An 18,228-nucleotide genomic window follows, 5' to 3' on the forward strand; every position below is an offset into this window, starting at 1 on the left:
GCGAACGCATAAAAACGGAGACTTACCATGACCGCTCGCCTGCCTGTCGACGGCACGCCCGCCCTCGCCGATTACAAGCTGTCCGATAACCTCACCGCCACCCGCGGCCGCATTTTCCTGACCGGCACGCAGGCACTGGTACGTCTCGTGTTGATGCAACGCGCGCTCGACAAGGCGCGCGACATGAACACCGCCGGCTTCATCAGCGGCTATCGCGGCTCGCCGCTCGGCATGGTCGACCAGCAGTTGTGGAAGGCGAAGAAGCTGCTCGCGGCGAGCGATATCCGCTTCCTGCCCGCGATCAACGAGGAGCTGGGCGGCACCGCGGTGCTCGGCACGCAGCGGGTCGAGTCGGACCCGGAGCGCACCGTCGAAGGTGTGTTTGCAATGTGGTACGGCAAAGGCCCGGGCGTGGACCGCGCCGGCGACGCGCTCAAGCACGGCAACGCCTACGGTTCGTCGAAGCATGGTGGCGTGCTGGTGGTGGCGGGTGACGACCACGGCTGCGTGTCGTCGTCGATGCCGCATCAGAGCGACTTCGCGATGATGGCCTGGCATATGCCGGTGGTGAATCCGTCGAACGTCGCCGACATGCTGGAGTTCGGCCTGTACGGCTGGGCGCTGTCGCGCTTCTCGGGCGCCTGGGTCGGCTACAAGGCGATTTCGGAGACGGTCGAATCCGGCTCGACCGTCGACCTCGATGCATTGCAAACGCAGTGGACGGATCCGCAAGACTACCAGGAACCCGCCGGCGGTCTGCATAACCGCTGGCCCGATCTGCCGAGCCTCACCATCGAGGCGCGGCTCGCCGCCAAGCTCGACGCCGTGCGCCATTTCGCGCGCAGCAACAGCATCGACAAATGGATTGCGCCGAGTCCGCAGGCGAACGTCGGCATCGTCACCTGCGGCAAGGCGCATCTGGATCTGATGGAAGCACTGCGCCGCCTCGACCTCACCGTCGCCGATCTCGACGCGGCCGGCGTGCGTATCTACAAGGTCGGGCTGTCGTTCCCACTGGAGATGACACGCATCGACAGGTTCGTCGAAGGCCTTTCGGAAGTGCTGGTGATCGAGGAGAAAGGCCCGGTCATCGAGCAGCAGATCAAGGACTACCTGTACAACCGTCGCGACGGCGCACGTCCTGTCGTGGTGGGCAAGTACGCCGAGGATGGCTCGTTGCTGCTGTCGTCGCTTGGCGAGTTGCGGCCTTCGCGCATCCTGCCGGTGTTCGCCAACTGGCTCGCGCGGCACAAGCCCGCGCTCGATCGCCGCGAACGCGTGGTCGATCTGGTGGCGCCGCAAATCCTTTCGAATGCCGCCGACGCAGTCAAGCGCACGCCGTACTTCTGCTCCGGCTGCCCGCACAACACCTCGACGAAAGTCCCCGAAGGCTCGATTGCGCAAGCCGGCATTGGCTGCCACTTTATGGCCTCGTGGATGGAGCGCGATACGACCGGGCTGATCCAGATGGGCGGCGAAGGCGTGGACTGGGCTTCGCATTCGATGTTCACGAAGACGCGTCACGTGTTTCAGAACCTCGGCGACGGCACCTACTTTCACTCGGGCATTCTGGCGATCCGCCAGGCGGTGGCGGCGAAGGCCACCATCACCTACAAGATTCTCTATAACGACGCCGTGGCGATGACGGGCGGCCAGCCGGTCGACGGCAGCATCTCGGTGCCGCAGATTGCGCGTCAGGTGGAAGCCGAAGGCGTCTCGCGTTTCGTGGTGGTCAGCGACGAGCCCGAAAAATACGACGGCCATCATGGGCTGTTTCCGCAAGGCACCACCTTCCACCATCGCAGCGAACTCGATGCCGTGCAGCGCGTGCTGCGCGATATCGACGGCGTCACCGTGCTGATCTACGACCAGACCTGCGCGGCCGAGAAACGTCGTCGCAGGAAGAAAGGTGAATTCCCCGATCCGGACAAGCGCCTCTTTATCAACGAAGAGGTCTGCGAAGGATGCGGCGATTGCGGCGTGCAGTCGAACTGCCTGTCCGTCGAACCGGTTGAGACCGCGCTGGGCCGCAAACGCCGCATCGACCAGTCGTCGTGCAACAAGGACTTCTCCTGCGTGAACGGCTTTTGCCCGAGCTTCGTGACGATCGAAGGCGGCAAGCTCAAGAAGGCCGCCGGCGCCGCCTTCGATGCCGCCGCGCTGGCTGCCCGCGTCGACGCGTTGCCGGTGCCGGCCACGCAACTCGATGCCGCGCCGTACGACATTCTGGTCACGGGCGTCGGCGGCACGGGCGTCGTGACGGTGGGCGCGCTGATCAGCATGGCCGCGCATCTGGAAGGCAAGAGCGCGTCGGTACTCGACTTCATGGGTTTTGCGCAGAAGGGCGGCTCCGTGCTGTCGTTCGTGCGCTTCGCCGCGCGCGACGAATGGCTCAACCAGGTGCGTATCGACACGCAGCAGGCCGACGTGCTGCTCGCATGCGACATGGTGGTGGGCGCGAGTTCCGACGCGCTGCAAACGGTGCGTCATGGCCGTACGCGGATTGTCGTGAATACGCATGCGATTCCGAACGCGACCTTCGTGCAGAACCCGGACGCGAACCTGCACGCGGATGCGCTGATCGACAAGATGCGTCACGCGGCGGGTGAAGAACGCATGTCGAGCTGCGATGCGCAAGCGCTCGCGACGCGGTTCCTCGGCGACACGATCGGCGCCAACATCCTGATGCTCGGCTTTGCATGGCAGTTGGGTCTCGTGCCGGTGTCGTTCGGCGCGATGATGCGTGCGATCGAACTGAACAACGTTGCTGTGCAGATGAATCAACTGGCGTTTTCGGTGGGCCGTCTTGCCGCGGCTGATCCGGCGGCGCTCGAAGCGCTGTGGCAGGAACGGCATGCGGCGCAACAGCCGCTGCGTATCGATACGCTGGACGAACTGATCGCGCATCGCGAAACGCGCCTGGCGGTGTATGGCGGCGAGCGGTACGTGAAGCGCTATCGTACGCTGGTGGATGCCGCGCGGCGGGCCGAGGCGGGTATCGGCGGTGCTTCGTCAGGTGAGCGCCTGACGCGTGCGGTGGCGACGACGTTCTACCGGCTGCTGGCGGTGAAGGATGAATACGAAGTGGCGCGCCTGCATACGGACAGCGCGTTCCGCGCCTCGCTCGAAGCGCAATTCGAAGGCGTGGCGGGCAAGGACTTCGGCGTGAAGTTCAATCTCGCGCCGCCGACCTTGTCGCGTCCGAAGCATGGCGCGACACCGGTGAAGAAGACCTTCGGTCAATGGCTGTGGCCGCTGCTCGGCACCATGGCGAAGTTCCGCGGACTACGCGGCACGATGCTCGATCCGTTTGGCCGCACGCTCGAACGCCGCATGGAACGCGAACTGGCCGACGACTACGAAGTGACCCTGCAACAGGCGTTGGCGAAGCTCGATGCGGGCAACGTTGAAGAGATCGTCAAGCTGGCGGATCTGCATGCCCGCGTGCGTGGCTATGGGCATGTGAAGCTGGCAAATCTGGCCGGCGTGAAGCGCAGCGAACGGGATTTGGCTGCGCGTCTGCAGATCGCAGCGGCGACGGGCGCGGCGGTTAAGCAAGCGTTGGAGGAAGCGAAGGGCGCCGGGACCTTGCGGGGGATTCCGGTGGTGGTGGCGAAGTAAGCGTGTGAAGCGCGCGCCGCTGCGCAGAGGATTCATTCGCAGCGGTGCACGGCACTTTCTGACTCAAGCCGACAGACCCCCACCTGCATGGCCCGTTTTCAAAACCGCTCTTCATCCACCCAATCAATGTCCCCGCACAAGACGCAGGTCTGTTCACCGACATGCGTCACCACCGACAACGTCACGCACGGCAACGCCTCGTTGATCGACAGATACGGCCGGGTCACATGCACCCGCTCCGGCGCATTGATCGCCGCCCGAAAATACGGTCGACGCAGCCAGTTGGCCCCCTGCGCATCGGCGAGCGGCAAAAAGCGCGTCTCATGCGCCGCGCGATCCGCCCGCAGCACCACGTTGCGGCCCGCCTGACGACCCTTCGCATCCAGCAGGAAGCAGCGCGCCGCGTGATCGAGCGCGAGGAAGTTCCAGCACACTTCATCGAGCGGCTCACCGGCGGCGAGCCGTTCCGCCGCGCGTTCGAACGCGCGGACATACGGCGCCAGCCGGCTCGCATTGCGCCGCTCGCGAGCCTCTGCCTGGTCGCGATAACGCTCCGTGACTTCGCTGATGCAGGTCACCGCTTGCACGCTGTCCGCGGCGCCCGGATTCGGCCGGCCGAAGAAAAAGCCCTGCACGAAGTCGGCGTCGCAGGCGAGCGCCATCTGCGCCTCATGTTCGGTCTCCACGCCTTCGATCAGCACCAGCTTGCCCGCTTCGTGCAGCAGCGCGACCAGACCCGGCAGGATCGTCGCCATGTCGGCGCGATGGGCGGCATGCGAGAGCATGATGCGGTCGAGTTTCACGATGTCCGGATTCAGTTGCCAGATCCGTTCGACGTTCGAATGTCCCGCGCCAAAATCGTCAAGCGCAATCAGGAAGCCGAGTTCGCGGAACTTGCGCACGGCGTCCGCGAGACGCTCCAGATCTTCCGCGCGCTGTTCCAGCACCTCGAGCACGATGCGTCGCGGCGACAGATCCAGCCGCCGCAGATTCGCGAGTAGCGCAGCGGCGTGATACGGATCGGTCAACGCCCCCGGATGGACGTTCAGAAACAGCCACTCCTTCTCGGCGCCGAGCACCTTGAAATTCTCCAGGTGCAGCGCCTGAGCCAACCGGTCCACCTGCAGCACGTCGCCGAGCCGGGCGGCCTGGCCGAAGACGTCGAGCGGCGACACAGGCCGGTCGAGCGCGTCGTGGGCCCGCAGCAAACCCTCGTAACCGACCGCGCGCATGTGCGACAAACTGAAGATCGGCTGAAACACGCTCGTCAGCTCCAGCTCGCCATGCCGCACCGAATACCGCTCCAGCCCCGAAGTCACACTCACCTCGAAGCCGTGCGGTGCGGCGGTCGTCCTTTCCTGTTGCGCAATCGTCATGCATTCCTCTCACGCGAGATCAGGGCCGGTTCGTGCGGAGGCAAACAACCACGGCGCCGTTTCTCAAAATGTGCGTCATCGCCACTCCTTAAGCAAGCTCCGTGCGCACGCAGCCGCACATTCCAATGAAGTTTGCATGCCCGGCTGCACCGCCAGTAGCTACGTGCCTCGCGTCCGGGCGCGCGATGCACCACCTGGGTGCATGACCCTTAGCCGGCAAAGGCTATTGGGGAGCGCACGCGGCGCGGCGCAATCCGGCCGTTCGCTGCATACCTCGCGCCGGCCAGGCGCGGCCTCGGGCTAAAATTCGCGCTGGTGTTCACGGGCCTGCCAGATGGAAATTGTTTTCACCGTCCTGATTCTCCTGCTCGCGGTGGCCGTCTCCGGTGTCGGCGTCCGCGTGCTGCCCTTCAAGCTGCCGCTGCCGCTCGTGCAGATCGCCCTCGGTGCGCTGCTCGCGTGGCCGAGGCTCGGCCTGCACGTCACCTTCGATCCGGAAATCTTCATGATGCTCTTCATTCCGCCGCTGTTGTTCGCGGATGGATGGCGCATCCCGAAGCGCGAGTTCTTCATGGCGCGGCGCTCGATCCTGCTGCTCGCGCTGGGTCTCGTGTTCATGACGGTGCTGGCGGTCGGCTACTTCGTGCATGCGCTGGTGCCGGAGATTTCGCTGCCGGTCGCCTTTGCGCTCGCCGCCGTGCTATCGCCGACCGATGCGGTCGCGCTGACCGGGATCGCCGGCAAGAACCGGATTCCCGCGAACCTCATGCACATCCTCGAAGGCGAGGCGCTGATGAACGACGCGTCGGGCCTCGTCGCGCTGAAGTTCGCGATTGCCGCCGCGTTGACCGGCGTGTTCTCGCTGCGCGACGCGTCGGTCAGCTTCGTGATCATCGCCCTGGGCGGTCTGGCGACGGGAGCCGCCGTGAGCTGGCTGTTCGGCTTCGCGTCCGCACGCTTTCTGAGCGTCACCGAGGAAGGCGACCCCGCGCCGGGCGTCGTGATGACGCTTCTGATTCCGTTCGCGGCTTATCTGTTTGCGGAGCATTTCGGCTGGTCGGGCATCCTCGCCGCCGTGGCCGCCGGGATGATGATGAACTACACCAGCATCGCGAATGCGGGGCCGGTCTCGGCGCGCGTGCGGGCCAACAGCACGTGGACGATGATCGAGTTCGTCTTCAACGGCATGGTGTTCATCCTGCTCGGGCTGCAGTTCCCACATATCCTCGGCCGCGCGCTGATCGATGCGCACGAGACCAGCAACGAACAGATGGCGCGGCTGATCGGCTATATCGCGGCGGTGGCGCTCGCGCTGTACGCGCTGCGCTTCGTGTGGGTCTGGCTGCTGCGCTGGTTCGCCAGTCGCGGCGCGGCCAAACAGGGGATGAGCAGCGCGGTGCCGGGCCTGCGCACCGTCACGGTGACGACGGTGGCCGGCGTGCGCGGCGCGGTGACGATGGCCGGCGTACTGTCGCTGCCGGAGGCGTTGCCCAACGGCGTTCCACTGCCTGGCCGCGATCTCGCGATCTTTATCGCCTCGGGTGTGATTCTGGCGTCGCTGCTGATAGCGGTGATCGGGCTGCCGCTTTTGCTGCGCGGCTGGCGGCGCGGGCGCGATCCGAACGCCGCCGAAGAACGGCTCGCCCGCAAGCTCGCGGCGCAAGCGGCGATCCGCGCCATCGACGGTCTGCATGAGACCGCCAGCGCCGACCTCGACGAATCGGCCTTCGCCTATGCCGCGGATGTGGCGGCGCGCGTGATGGATATCTACCGCCGGCGTCTGGCCACCCTCGGCGATGAAGCCACCGCGCCGAGCGAGCAGGCGCGGCGCGCGGAAGCGCTGGAGTTTCAGATGAAGCTGGCGGCGATGCGCGCCGAACGCGCCGTGCTGCTTGCGCTGCGCAACGAGCAGAAGATCAACGACGAGACGCTCAACAAGCTGATGCGCGAAGTGGATCTGTCGGAGACTGCGTTAATCACGCGCGGCGTGGCGCGCGCGTGACCGGCACGCTCACACCGCTGGCTGCTGCGCCGGCTTGCGACGCAACAGTGCGTACAGAATGATCGCGCCGAAGGTAGCGGTACCGATACCGCCGAGCGCAAAGCCGCCCAGCTTCAGCGAGAAATCGCCCGCGCCCAGCACGAGCGTCACGGCGGCGACGATCAGATTGCGGTTGTCGGAGAAGTCCACCTTGTTGACGACCCAGATGCGCGCGCCCGTCACCGCAATCAGCCCGAACACCACGATCGACACGCCGCCCAGCACCGGCCCGGGAATCGTCTGGATCACCGCACCGAACTTCGGCGAGAAGCCGAGCACCAGCGCGATCACGGCGGCAATCACGAACACCAGCGTCGAGTAGATTTTGGTGACCGCCATCACGCCAATGTTTTCCGCGTAAGTCGTGACGCCGGTGCCGCCCGAGAAGCCCGAGACGATAGTGGCGAGACCGTCGCCAATGAAGGCGCGGCCCACGTAGCGATCGAGGTTCTGGCCGGTCATCGCGCTTACGGCCTTGATGTGACCGAGATTTTCCGCGACGAGGATCACGGCGATCGGCGCGAGCAACGTCATGGCCTGAGCGTTGAACGCCGGCGCGGTGAAGTGCGGCATGCCGAACCAGGCGGCGTTGGCGACGATCGAGAAGTCGATGGGCTTACCCATACCGAGTCCGTTCGTGACGATCGCATAGATCACGTAGGCGACCAGCAGGCCCACCAGAATCAGCAGCCGCTGCAGCATGCCGCGCGCAAACACCGCCACGGCGGCCACGCATAGCACGGTGACGAGCGCCATCCACGAATCGAAGTTGCTGCCGCTCACGCCCTTGACGGCGATCGGCGCGAGGTTGAGGCCGATCACGCAGACGATCGCGCCCGTCACGAGCGGCGGCATCAGCGTTTCGATCCACTTCGTGCCAACCGCCGCGACGATCAGCCCGATGATCGCGTACACCACGCCGCACGCGATGATCCCACCGAGCGCCACGGGGATGTTCAGGTTGGGACCGTGTCCGCCGTAGCCGGTCACGGCAATCACGAGGCCGATGAACGCGAAGCTCGAACCGAGATAGCTCGGCACCCGGCCGCCCACCACCACAAAGAACAGCAGCGTGCCGATACCCGACATGAAAATGCACAGGTTCGGATCGAAGCCCATCAGCAGCGGCGCAAGCACGGTCGAGCCGAACATCGCAACGACGTGCTGGATGCCCATTGCCAGCATCTGCGGCCAGGCGAGCCGCTCGTCGGTGTTGACGACGCGGCCCTCGGCGGCGCTCGGCTGCGTTCGCCAGCGGGGGAAGTAGGAATCGGCCATGGCGGGGGTTCTCCTCTATCGGCGTGGTGTGCGTCGGGCGTGGCTGCCGCCTGGGCGGCGCCTCTCTCAGAGCCGCCGTGCAAGCGCGCACTCCGATCGACGCCTTGTTCGACGCGTGGTTTAAATTACGCGCGAGTGTACGGAGAGCGTCTGGCGCTGACAAGCGAACTCGTGGACGCGCTGCGGCAAGCACGGGCCTTGCGCGCCCGATGCAACTACGGCTCGCGGTGCGCCTGATGCACCGGAGCCACCCGAGGCGCCTAGAGCGCGAACACCGCGACCGCGGTCTTCAGTTCGCGCGCCTGGTCCGCCATCGACGCCGCTGCGGCCGCGGCCTGCTCGACCAGCGCCGCATTCTGCTGGGTGACCTCATCCATCTGAGCGACGGCGCGGTTCACCTGTTCGATGCCCGTGCTCTGTTCGTGCGATGCAGCAGAGATTTCACCCATGATGTCGGTCACACGCTTCACCGCCTGGGTGACTTCGGCCATCGTGTGCCCGGCGCGCTCGGCGAGCGCGGCGCCGCTGCCGACACGTGACGTCGAATTTTCGATCAGCTCCTTGATCTCTTTGGCCGACAACGCGCTGCGTTGCGCAAGCGAGCGCACCTCGCCGGCTACCACCGCGAAGCCGCGGCCCTGCTCGCCCGCGCGGGCCGCTTCGACAGCCGCGTTGAGCGCCAGGATATTGGTCTGGAAGGCGATGCCCTCGATCACCGCAATGATGTCGGTCATGCGCTTCGAGCCCGCAGCCAGTTCGCGCATGGTCTCGACCACGTCGCCCACCAGATCGCTGCCGCGCGCCGCCACCTCCGACGCGCCATGCGCCACGCCGCTCGCCTGCTGCGCGTTGTCGGCGTTCTGCCGCACGGTCGCGGTCAACTGCTCCATGCTCGACGCGGTCTCTTCGAGCGACGCGGCCTGCTCTTCCGTACGCTGCGACAGATCGGTATTGCCCTGGGCGATCTCGCCGGAAGCAAGCAGGATCGACTCGCTCGATTCGCTGATGCCCGAGACGATCCCGGCAAGCCGTTCGCGCATATTGCGGAGTGCGAACAGCAGGCTGTGGGTATCGCCGGCGCGAGTGTCGACTCGCACGCTGAGGTCGCCATCCGCGATACGGTTGGCAATCTGCGCGGCGTAGCCGGGTTCGCCGCCGAGTTGGCGCCTGAGCCGACGCGCAATCAGCCACGCCAGCAGCATGCCGGCCACGAGCGCACCCAGCACGAGCGACGACAGCACGATACGCATCTGCCGGTAGCTGGCTGCGGCCTGGACCTGCGCATCGCTCGCCTGCTGGCGGCGGTAATCGATCACCTGCACGATGCTGTCGCGCAAGGCTTCGCTCGACGCAATCGCGCGGCGCACCAGTTCCTTGTTGTCGACACCCGCCGGAATCGGCTCCGCGCCAATCTGCTGATGCACGATCCCTTCCCACACCGCCGACTTGCGCAGCACCTCGGCGAACAGCGCCTGGCCCTTGCTGGTGGAGAGCGTAGCCCGGTAGCGATCGTAGGCGTCGTGCATGCTCTTGAGCGAGGCGACGATGCCGGCATCGAGACGCCGGCGACCGGCATCGTCTTCCGCGTAGCCGAGATTCGCCGCTGCGAGGTCCGCATCGATCTTGTTGCGGTTCGCTTCTTCCATCCAGTAGAGACCGTCCATATGCCGGCTGCCGATCTCGTTGGTAAGGTCATGCATCGACGCTAGCGTCATCAGGCCGGTGGCCCCGACCACCGCACAAAATCCGATCACGATCGCGAATGCCAACAGCAGGCTTTGCAACACCGTCATGCGCTCGAACCACTTCATTTCACCATCCTCGACTGAGCTTCGCGCCAATGCGGCGTCGACAGTACGCGCAATAGCGCGTCCAGTCCTTTTACGGCCGCGCAGTGGGCGACTTGACCTGCTAATGGCGGGAATAACCGGGACAGGATGTTGAAAGGCTGCGTCTCGCAAAGCCTTATCGGGATTGGGATTTGTCTGATTTATCGGGGATTACCCGCTGGCTACACTGGCTTCTGCTGCGTGACCCCATGTATTGCGCATGCGATGTTGTAACTCTCCGACTTGCCGCTCACGTTTCCCCAGCGTGAGCGGTTTTTTTTCGCCTGCTGGTTTGTCGATGGTGTTACTGGCTCAATGCCCGCGCGGCGAGCTTCGCCGTATGCTCGCGCACATCGGTGGGCCATTGCGCGATTGAGGCGTCGAAACGCACGGGATCAGCGGCATACAGCGCCCGGGTCGCTTCCTCATAACCCGGCAGATTGCCGGCCAGCGCGGTCATGAAGCGGTAGGCCGCTTCCTGCGCACGACGCATACGGTCTTTGTCGTCGCCCGCGAGCCGCGCCGCTTCCACCAGTTTGCGCAACGCCACCGAGGCCCCGCCCGACTGGCTGTTCAGCCAGTCCCAATGACGCGGCAGCAGTGTGACTTCGCGCGCCACTACGCCGAGCTTCGGCCGGCCGCGGCCGCGAGGCGTGCCTTCCCCAACGGACTCTGCGGGCTCGCCTTCTGCACCCGGCTCCTCGCGCTGCAGTCTTGCGAGCACTTCGTCCGCCGTGCCGCGCAAGTCGAATTCGACGGGCTGACTGGTCTCGTCGTCGAACACCAGCACCGGCGCCTGTTCGCCGCGCTCGATCACCCGCCTGAGCGCCAGCGCAACCTCCTTGCGTGTGCCTGAGGCAATGCGTCGAAGGCCTTCGAAGGCGGTACATGTGCTTGCTTGCGGGGTCATCACGAAAATCCTCATTCATCGATTTTCGTTAATTATACCCGGGTAAAATTAGAACGCAATATCACCCGGATAAAACACTGTGCCCCCGCGTCGGCCCGCCTAATGCCCCGGTTGCGTCACCATGCCCGGGCTGTCGGCACGCGCCGCGACCGGATAGGCGAGGATGCGGTTGCGGCCCGCATCCTTGGCCTCGTAGAGGGCCGTGTCGGCCGCGTTGACGAATGCCCGGTAGGTGGCGAAGGCGTGGCTCGCCGTACTGGCAATGCCGATGCTGATGGTCAGCACGTGATGCGCACTGGCGACGTGGCCCAACACCAGCGCCTGCACGGCCGCGCGAATCTGTTCGGCGATCTGCGCCGCACCGCCGGCATCGGTGTCGGGCAACAGCACGGCGAATTCCTCGCCGCCGTAGCGCGCGGCCACGTCGCTGGGCCGCCGGACGTTGCCGTCGATGCAGCGGGCCACCGCCACCAGCGCATCGTCGCCGGCCGAGTGGCCGTAGAGATCGTTGAAGCCCTTGAAGTTGTCGACGTCGATCAGCAGCATCGACAAGGGCCGCCCGCTGCGCTGCATCAGAAGCCACGCCTCTTCCGCGCGTTCCTCGAAGGTGCGGCGGTTGTTCAGCCCTGTCAGTCCATCCGTGCGGGCCAGTACCCGCAACGCTTCTTCCACTTCCTGGCGGCGTCTGAGCTGTTGCGAGAACAGCACCGCGAGCGCGATGATCGCCATGTCGAGCGAGCCGATCAGGCTGCCGATAATCCAGGCGCGGCGCCGCCAGCCGGCGTAGATATCGCGCGTGGAGATCGCGACGTCGAGCAGCAGCGGAAAGCGGTCGATATGGCGGAACGCGTACCAGCGCTCCACACCGTCGATGGAAGCCGTGCCGAAGAAATCGCCGCTGTCCTGCAGCGTGAAGCGGGTGTAGTTCGCCGTGCCGACCAGACTGATGCCGATGATTTTCGGGTCGTAGGGGCGCCGCATCAGCATCGTGCCGTTGGCCAGCATCAGCGCCATCGAGCCGCTATTGCCGAGGTTCATCCCGGCAAAGAGGCGGTGGAAATACTCGAGCCGCAGCGTGCCGACCACCACGCCGGCGAAGCTTCCGTCCGGGTGCGAGAGGCGCCGGCTCAGCGCGATGCTCATGCCGGCGTTGGAGAGCCTCGACTTGAACGGCCGGCTAACGTACAGCCCGACGTCGGGTGAATTGCGATGAACCACGAAATAGTCGCGGTCCGCGGAATTGATGTGCCGCGGCGGCACGGACTGCGAATCGATAATGGCGTTGCCGGCTTCGTCCAGCACGAGCATCGAGCCCATGTCCTGGGCGCTCGCGGCGCCGTCGAACAGCACCAGCTGACGGATCGCGGGCGGCAAGGCCATCACACCCGGCTGCTTGAGACCGGCGATGACCGCCAGCAGCGACAAATCGTACAGTTCGAGGTTGCGCGCCACGTCGCGCTCGACCAGCAGGGAAACGTTCCCGGCCGAGTCCTGGGCGCGCCGCAAGGCATCGTCGCGCATCTGCGCCAGCACCCAGATGGCGATCGCGAGGATCGCGCCGGCTAGCGCGAGGCTGATGACAATCACGGCATTCGGTCGGCGCGTCACCATGTGTCTGGTTGTGTCGAGCATGCGCGTTGGCCTACGCGCGTTATCGGGGACTGCAATCGCGGCCCGGCCAGAAAGCGCAGTGGGCATGAGGCGGATCATGCCTTCGCGCGCGGATTCCTGGAAGCGGTAGCGTAACAGACGCCTATCCGGTATATCGGCGCATTTCTTATTTTGCTTAATGCCCCGCAGCGATGCCTATACTGATCATTAAAGCTGAAGAATGGTCGAACGGCGAGCACACGACGGCCGCGCCCGCAGGCAAGGTCACGGCAAATCGTTCAGGTTTCCGGAGGAAAATCGATGACACCAAGCGTTGTCGCGGACGAGCCATCCGCAGCCGTGCGGGCTGTCACCCGGGCCTACGTCAGCCTGCTGATCGCCGGCTTTGCGCTGATCCCGGCCTACCTGATCGCCTATCTCTACGTTTTCCAGAACCCCGCCCTCACGTTCGAAAACCACGTTTTCCACGAAGTCGCGATTGCCGCGGCGACGCTCGAAGGCCTGTTCGTCGCCTATGTTGCCTGGCAATGCTATCTGTCGTCCGGCGAGCCCCTGCTGCGCTGGCTGACGCTGGGCTTTCTGGCCTTCGTGCTGATCTACGCGCTGCACGGCGCCTTCACCGGCATGGCGCATCACAACATGTGGCTGTTCCTGCTATACGGTCCGGCGTCGCGGCTGGCGATGTCGGCGCTGCTGCTCGTCGCGCTGCTGGCGTGGCATCAGCCGCCCGATCCCGTGCCGGCGCGCCGCGCGCCGCGCCGCTGGCTCGGATGGATCGCCCTGTTCCTCGCAATCGATGTGGCGGTGGGCATCCTCGCCTACTCGCCGATCGCAGGCGAGCTCGCGGTGCGCCTGTCGCTCGAAGGCGGCGCGCTGCTGCTCTCGAGCGTGAATGTGGCGATCCTGCTGGCGCGGCGGATCTACTCGCCGCTGATGAAGATTTTCGGCATCTCGGTGACGTCGTTCGCGCTGTCTTCACTCGCCTTCATCCTGGGGCGGCCGTGGAATCACATGTGGTGGCTCGCTCACGCAATCTTCGCCGCAGGGTTCTTTTTGCTGAGTTACGGCGTCGTCCAGGCGTTCCGCACCACCCGCTCGTTCGCGACGATCTACAGCCAGGAAGAGCTGATGGCGCGTCTTGCCGAAGCGATGGCGCGCACCGAGAGCGCCTTGCAGGAGTTGAAGCGCACCAACCTCAAGCTCGAGCATCTCGCCGCCACCGATCCGCTGACGGGCGCTGCCAACCGGCGCCAATTCATCGACATGGTGGACGCCGAGATCGAGCGCGCGAAACGCGGCGGCGCGCCGTTTTCGCTGCTCGCGCTCGATCTCGACCACTTCAAGGCGATCAACGATTCGTACGGACATCAGGTCGGCGATGAGATCTTGCGCGGCTTCGTGCAGCGCTGTCTCGACGCCATCCGGCCGTATGACGGCGTCGCACGCGTGGGCGGCGAAGAGTTCATGGTGCTGCTGCCGCAGGTGGTGCTGGCGGTTGGGCAGTCGGTGGCCGAGCGGATTCGCGAAGCGGTCGCCAACGGCGTGTTTGGGGGGCAGTCCGGCAAGAGCGTCGCCCTCACCGTGAGCATCGGCGTGTCGCAGTTCGGCCGCGATGGCGACACCATCGACGCTATCCTGCGCGCCGCCGACGAGCGGCTTTATCGGGCGAAACATCTGGGCCGCAACCGGGTCATCGCCACCTGAGGCGAGACCGGTTGCGCCAAACAATCACACTATCCTGCGCGCGGCGTCAGCGGCGGCGTCCCCGCCGGGCCCGCCGGCGTGCGGCAGATCGCGCTGATATCCGCCGGCTCCAGCACCGCTCGCGCCGCGTCGGGCCGTCGCGCTACCGCGAGCATCGCGAGGCCGACCTCCTCGGTCGTCACGATCTGATTCGGCGTCAACAGGCGCATAAGCGCCATCACCGGCCGCAAGAGCGGATAGAGCAACCGGTACATGCGCGTTTTGGACTGGATGCCGTGGAGCGGCTCGATCACCCCGGGACGGAACAGATAGACCGCGCGGAACGGCAGCAACTTCAGCGCGTTCTCCGTGCGGCCTTTGACGCGCGCCCACATGCTGCGGCCGTGCTCGCTGCTGTCGGTGCCGCGTCCGGAGACGTACACGAAGGTCATCTGCGGATTGAGGCGCGCCAGCGTGCGGGCGGCTGCCAGCGTCAGGTCGTAGGTCAGGCGGCTGTAGTCGGCCTCCTGCATGCGGAACGACGACACGCCGAGGCAAAAGAAGCACGCATCGAAGCCTTGTAGCGACGACTCGATCGCGCGGTAGTCCATCATGTCCGGGTGGACGATCTCGGTGAGACGCGGATCAAGCTGGCCGGTCGGCGAGCGGCCCACGGTCTGCACGAACTCGACGTCCTTGGCCCGCAGGCACTCGCGCAGCACGCCTTGTCCCACCATGCCGGTTGCGCCGAATAACAAAACTCTCATGACACCTGCTCCGGTTCGGTACGCGGCCAACGAAGGTTGGTCAGCGCTTCAGATACATCCCACAGGCGGGCAGCCACCGCCCGGTCTTGCGCTCGCGGCGCGATAGCGGCCACACCCGGCGGCCCCTTCAGCTCGAACAGTCCACTCGGACCGTAGTAGCCGCCCGGCATCGCTTCGGGCGCCGTGGCCGCCAGCAGGGTAGGCAATGCGCCTGCCGCAGCCGAGTGACTCATCAGCGGTTGAATCGTCAGGCGGTTGACGGTTTGCATGAAGCCATCCGCACCCGGCCCGTTGGCGATCAGATCCGTACGCGCGAACCCTGGATGCGCCGCATTGCTAAGGAGTCCCCATCTATTGGCGTCGCTGCGGCGTTGCAGTTCCAGAGCGAACATCAGCATGGCGAGTTTCGATTGCCCATACGCGGCCCATGGGTCATAACGGCGGGCCCATTGCAGATCGTCGAAATGGATGGCGGCGTGTAGCTTGTGGGCGATGCTGCTCAGATTGACGACGCGCGCTTGCCGGCCGTTGCGAAGCACCGGCAGCAGTTGCGCCGTCAGCGCAAAATGCGCCAGATAGTTGGTGCCGAACTGCAATTCGAAACCATCCGCGGTGGTCTGGCGAGCGGGCGGCGTCATGACGCCCGCGTTGTTGACCAGCAGATCGAGCGCGTCGTGATCGCCGGCGAAGCGCTCGGCAAACTCGCGCACCGACGCGAGGCTCGCCAGATCGAGATGCTCGTAGGCGATCGACGCCGCTGGATATTGCGCGCGGATCGCCGCGAGCGCCGCGCTGCCCTTGGCCGCATTGCGCCCGGTCAGCACCACCTGCGCGCCCGCCCCGGCCAGCGCGAGCGCGGTTTCGAAGCCGAGCCCGCCGGTCGCGCCGGTGATCACCGCGAGGCGCCCGGTTTGCCGTGGCATGTCGTCGGTGGTCCAGTGAACCATAGTGCCCGTCCTCAGGATTGTGGGAAGTCCGGCAGTGCAGCGGGTGCAGCAAAGTCGGTTGCGAGGCTCACCTCGCGCCATGCAGCGGCACTTGCCGCGCGTGCCTTGTCCGCTTCGCCGAAGAAGTGAAGCGCGTCGCTGCCGAGCAGCAGGTGCACCGGCGTCTGCTCGTGATAAGCAAGCTTCAGCACGACCTGCGCCACCTTCGCCGGATCGCTGGTTTCCTTGCCGACGTGCTGGCCCAGCAGCCCAATGATGGCGCCAACAGAAGGAGCATAGTCCTCCAGCAGTTCGGGCAGCGCGTTACTTGCTTCGTTGCCCCACTCGGTTTTCATGCCGCCCGGTTCGAGCGCCGTGACCTTGATGCCGAGCGGCGCCAGTTCCTGGCTCACCACTTCGGTAAATCCGCCCACTGCCCACTTGGCCGATTGATAGGCGCTGAACCCCGGCATGCCGATGCGGCCGCCCACCGACGAAATCTGGATGATGTGGCCGCTGCGTTGCTTGCGCAAAATGGGGATCGCTGCGCGCGTGACGTTGACCACGCCGTAGAAGTTGGTGTCGATCTGCGCGCGAAAGTCGTCTTCGCTAGCCTGCTCGAACGGCGCGAGGTGACCGAAGCCGGCATTGTTGACCAGCACGTCGAGCCGCCCGAACGCGTCGAGCGTCGCCGCGACGGCAGCCTGCGCGGCGGCGGCATCCGTGACGTCGAGTGCGACCGCGCGCACCTGCTCGCCGTACTGCTCGACGAGATCCGCGAGGTGCTGCGGATTGCGCGCCGTCGCGACCACCCGCTCCCCGGCTGCCAACGCGGCTTCGACAATCTTGCGCCCGAGTCCGCGCGCGCTACCTGTAACCAGCCAGACCTTTGCCATGATGCACTCCTTTCGGTTTAGATGAGCATGTAATCACTCATTAACTACATAAAAAATTTCGACCAAACTTCAGCCTTTAGCGACGGCGTTCCAGAACGCCTCAAAACCTGCGTCGCGGTACCGCTCTGCCTGAGCGGGCTCGCGTTCGATGAATTCCATGGTGGTGTCCGCCAACGCCCCCATGATGGCCGCCACGAAAGCCGGCGGATGATCGCGCAACACGCCGCTGGCGACGCTCGCCTGCATCATCTCGTTGACGTCGGCAAACGCCCGCATGCCCGCCGCGCGGGTCGGCTCGCTCAGGCGGTCGGAGACAGCCAGTTGCGCGACGGCCCGGCGCTTGTGCGGAAAGGCGACGCCCCAGTCCACGTATTTCTGCCACACGTGGCGCGAACGCGCCCGAATGCTCGCCGCCTTTGGATAGCCAGCCATCATCACCTCCCGCATGTCCGACTTGATGTCGAGATACAGTTCGTTCAGCAAGGCGTCCTTGCTTTCGAAATAGGTGAAGAGCGTGCCTTCCGCCACGCCGGCGACCTTCGCGATCCGCGCAGTCGGCGCACCCAGCCCCTGCTCCGCGATCACCTGAGTGGCCGCAGCCAGGATGGCGTTGCGTTTGTCTTCGCTTTTCGGACGGGCCATGCGCGTTTCGGATCCAACTTGAATAATGAGTGAATACTCAATCATAAACACGACGACCGACTAGTGCAAGTGCGACTTTTGCCCGTCCCGCTCCGCCACGCTCGCCAGCTTCGATTCAAGCCCGACACATCCGACGAAATGAAAGACAGTTGAAATATGATGATTGGAGCCTCGCTCGCGTCGTCAGTTATTTAGGTGTGCATCATAAAAAAGTGGCACACCAATTTCTCCTCAAAACACGCCGTATTGCGCACGATCAGAATAGCGTTTGACCCCTGTTTCACAGGCCTGGTGCGTGATTCGCACCGCCGCGGGATCTATTGTTCATACGTTACAGCTCGTTACGTCTTTTCGGCAGACCTAAGAAATATCGTCCGGTAGGATTCACCCGGCAAAAAACAAACCACCACTTAAATCGGTAAGTTCAGGTCCGCGGGCCGCCTTGCATTGAGGTTGATACCAACCTTACTTTTGCGTTTCGGCACCGGACTCTCAGCGCAAAACCACGCGGCCGGGCCGGATGCTTCGCCGCCGTCACAGGCTGTGCGACATCCATCGTGAGTCCGCAGGCCGTGCCGGCAACAGCAAGATGCATCCGCGCTCCGACACACCGCGCTTCGAACCACCGTATCCGCAGGCAGCGACCGC

The 18,228-nt window shown here is 65.0% G+C and carries 12 protein-coding genes; 3 read left to right on the top strand and 9 right to left on the bottom strand.

Annotated elements, in window-relative coordinates:
• Nucleotides 1-27 precede the first annotated feature (27 nt).
• Nucleotides 28-3,621 (top strand): indolepyruvate ferredoxin oxidoreductase family protein, encoded by a 3,594-nt coding sequence (locus BUS12_RS30195; RefSeq protein WP_074301011.1) that lies wholly within the window; start codon nucleotides 28-30, stop codon nucleotides 3,619-3,621.
• 98 nt (nucleotides 3,622-3,719) lie between these two features.
• Here BUS12_RS30195 and BUS12_RS30200 read toward each other — a convergent pair whose 3' ends face one another.
• The gene (locus BUS12_RS30200; RefSeq protein ID WP_074301012.1) at nucleotides 3,720-4,997 is read right to left on the bottom strand and encodes a sensor domain-containing phosphodiesterase; all 1,278 of its coding nucleotides are present in this window, start codon (nucleotides 4,995-4,997) and stop codon (nucleotides 3,720-3,722) included.
• Nucleotides 4,998-5,331: 334 nt separating this feature from the next.
• Between BUS12_RS30200 and BUS12_RS30205 the strand changes: the two genes are divergently transcribed.
• The gene (locus BUS12_RS30205) at nucleotides 5,332-6,999 is read left to right on the top strand and encodes a Na+/H+ antiporter (protein ID WP_074301013.1); all 1,668 of its coding nucleotides are present in this window, start codon (nucleotides 5,332-5,334) and stop codon (nucleotides 6,997-6,999) included.
• A 9-nt stretch (nucleotides 7,000-7,008) separates the two neighbouring features.
• Here the strand turns inward: BUS12_RS30205 and BUS12_RS30210 are convergent, their stop codons facing one another.
• From BUS12_RS30210 to BUS12_RS30225, 4 genes are all read right to left on the bottom strand, one after another.
• Nucleotides 7,009-8,316, bottom strand: a complete 1,308-nt coding sequence (locus BUS12_RS30210; protein ID WP_074301014.1) for a solute carrier family 23 protein — start codon at nucleotides 8,314-8,316, stop codon at nucleotides 7,009-7,011.
• A 260-nt stretch (nucleotides 8,317-8,576) separates the two neighbouring features.
• Nucleotides 8,577-10,127: a methyl-accepting chemotaxis protein gene (locus BUS12_RS30215; RefSeq protein WP_074301015.1), complete on the bottom strand. Its 1,551-nt coding sequence runs from the start codon at nucleotides 10,125-10,127 to the stop codon at nucleotides 8,577-8,579.
• 322 nt (nucleotides 10,128-10,449) lie between these two features.
• Nucleotides 10,450-11,055 (bottom strand): DUF2239 family protein, encoded by a 606-nt coding sequence (locus BUS12_RS30220; RefSeq protein ID WP_074301784.1) that lies wholly within the window; start codon nucleotides 11,053-11,055, stop codon nucleotides 10,450-10,452.
• A 99-nt stretch (nucleotides 11,056-11,154) separates the two neighbouring features.
• Nucleotides 11,155-12,666 (bottom strand): sensor domain-containing diguanylate cyclase, encoded by a 1,512-nt coding sequence (locus tag BUS12_RS30225; protein ID WP_074301016.1) that lies wholly within the window; start codon nucleotides 12,664-12,666, stop codon nucleotides 11,155-11,157.
• 300 nt (nucleotides 12,667-12,966) lie between these two features.
• On the opposite strand from BUS12_RS30225, the gene BUS12_RS30230 reads away from it, so the two are divergent.
• Complete coding sequence (locus BUS12_RS30230) at nucleotides 12,967-14,370, top strand: GGDEF domain-containing protein (RefSeq protein WP_074301017.1); 1,404 nt, start codon at nucleotides 12,967-12,969, stop codon at nucleotides 14,368-14,370.
• 29 nt (nucleotides 14,371-14,399) lie between these two features.
• Here BUS12_RS30230 and BUS12_RS30235 read toward each other — a convergent pair whose 3' ends face one another.
• From BUS12_RS30235 to BUS12_RS30250, 4 genes are all read right to left on the bottom strand, one after another.
• Nucleotides 14,400-15,116, bottom strand: coding sequence for a Rossmann-fold NAD(P)-binding domain-containing protein (locus BUS12_RS30235; protein ID WP_074301018.1), 717 nt, complete (start codon nucleotides 15,114-15,116; stop codon nucleotides 14,400-14,402).
• On the bottom strand, nucleotides 15,113-16,063 hold the full coding sequence (locus BUS12_RS30240; protein ID WP_074301019.1) for an oxidoreductase: 951 nt from the start codon (nucleotides 16,061-16,063) through the stop codon (nucleotides 15,113-15,115). Before BUS12_RS30240 ends, BUS12_RS30235 begins: the two co-directional genes overlap by 4 nt.
• A gap of 11 nt (nucleotides 16,064-16,074) precedes the next feature.
• Nucleotides 16,075-16,938 carry an SDR family NAD(P)-dependent oxidoreductase gene (locus BUS12_RS30245; protein ID WP_074301020.1) on the bottom strand — a complete coding sequence of 288 codons (864 nt, stop codon included), beginning with the start codon at nucleotides 16,936-16,938 and terminating at the stop codon, nucleotides 16,075-16,077.
• Nucleotides 16,939-17,007: 69 nt separating this feature from the next.
• Complete coding sequence (locus BUS12_RS30250) at nucleotides 17,008-17,580, bottom strand: TetR/AcrR family transcriptional regulator (RefSeq protein ID WP_074301021.1); 573 nt, start codon at nucleotides 17,578-17,580, stop codon at nucleotides 17,008-17,010.
• Nucleotides 17,581-18,228: the final 648 nt, after the last annotated feature.

The organism is Paraburkholderia phenazinium, assembly GCF_900142845.1.
In the GTDB taxonomy this organism is placed as follows: Bacteria; Pseudomonadota; Gammaproteobacteria; order Burkholderiales; family Burkholderiaceae; genus Paraburkholderia; species Paraburkholderia phenazinium_A.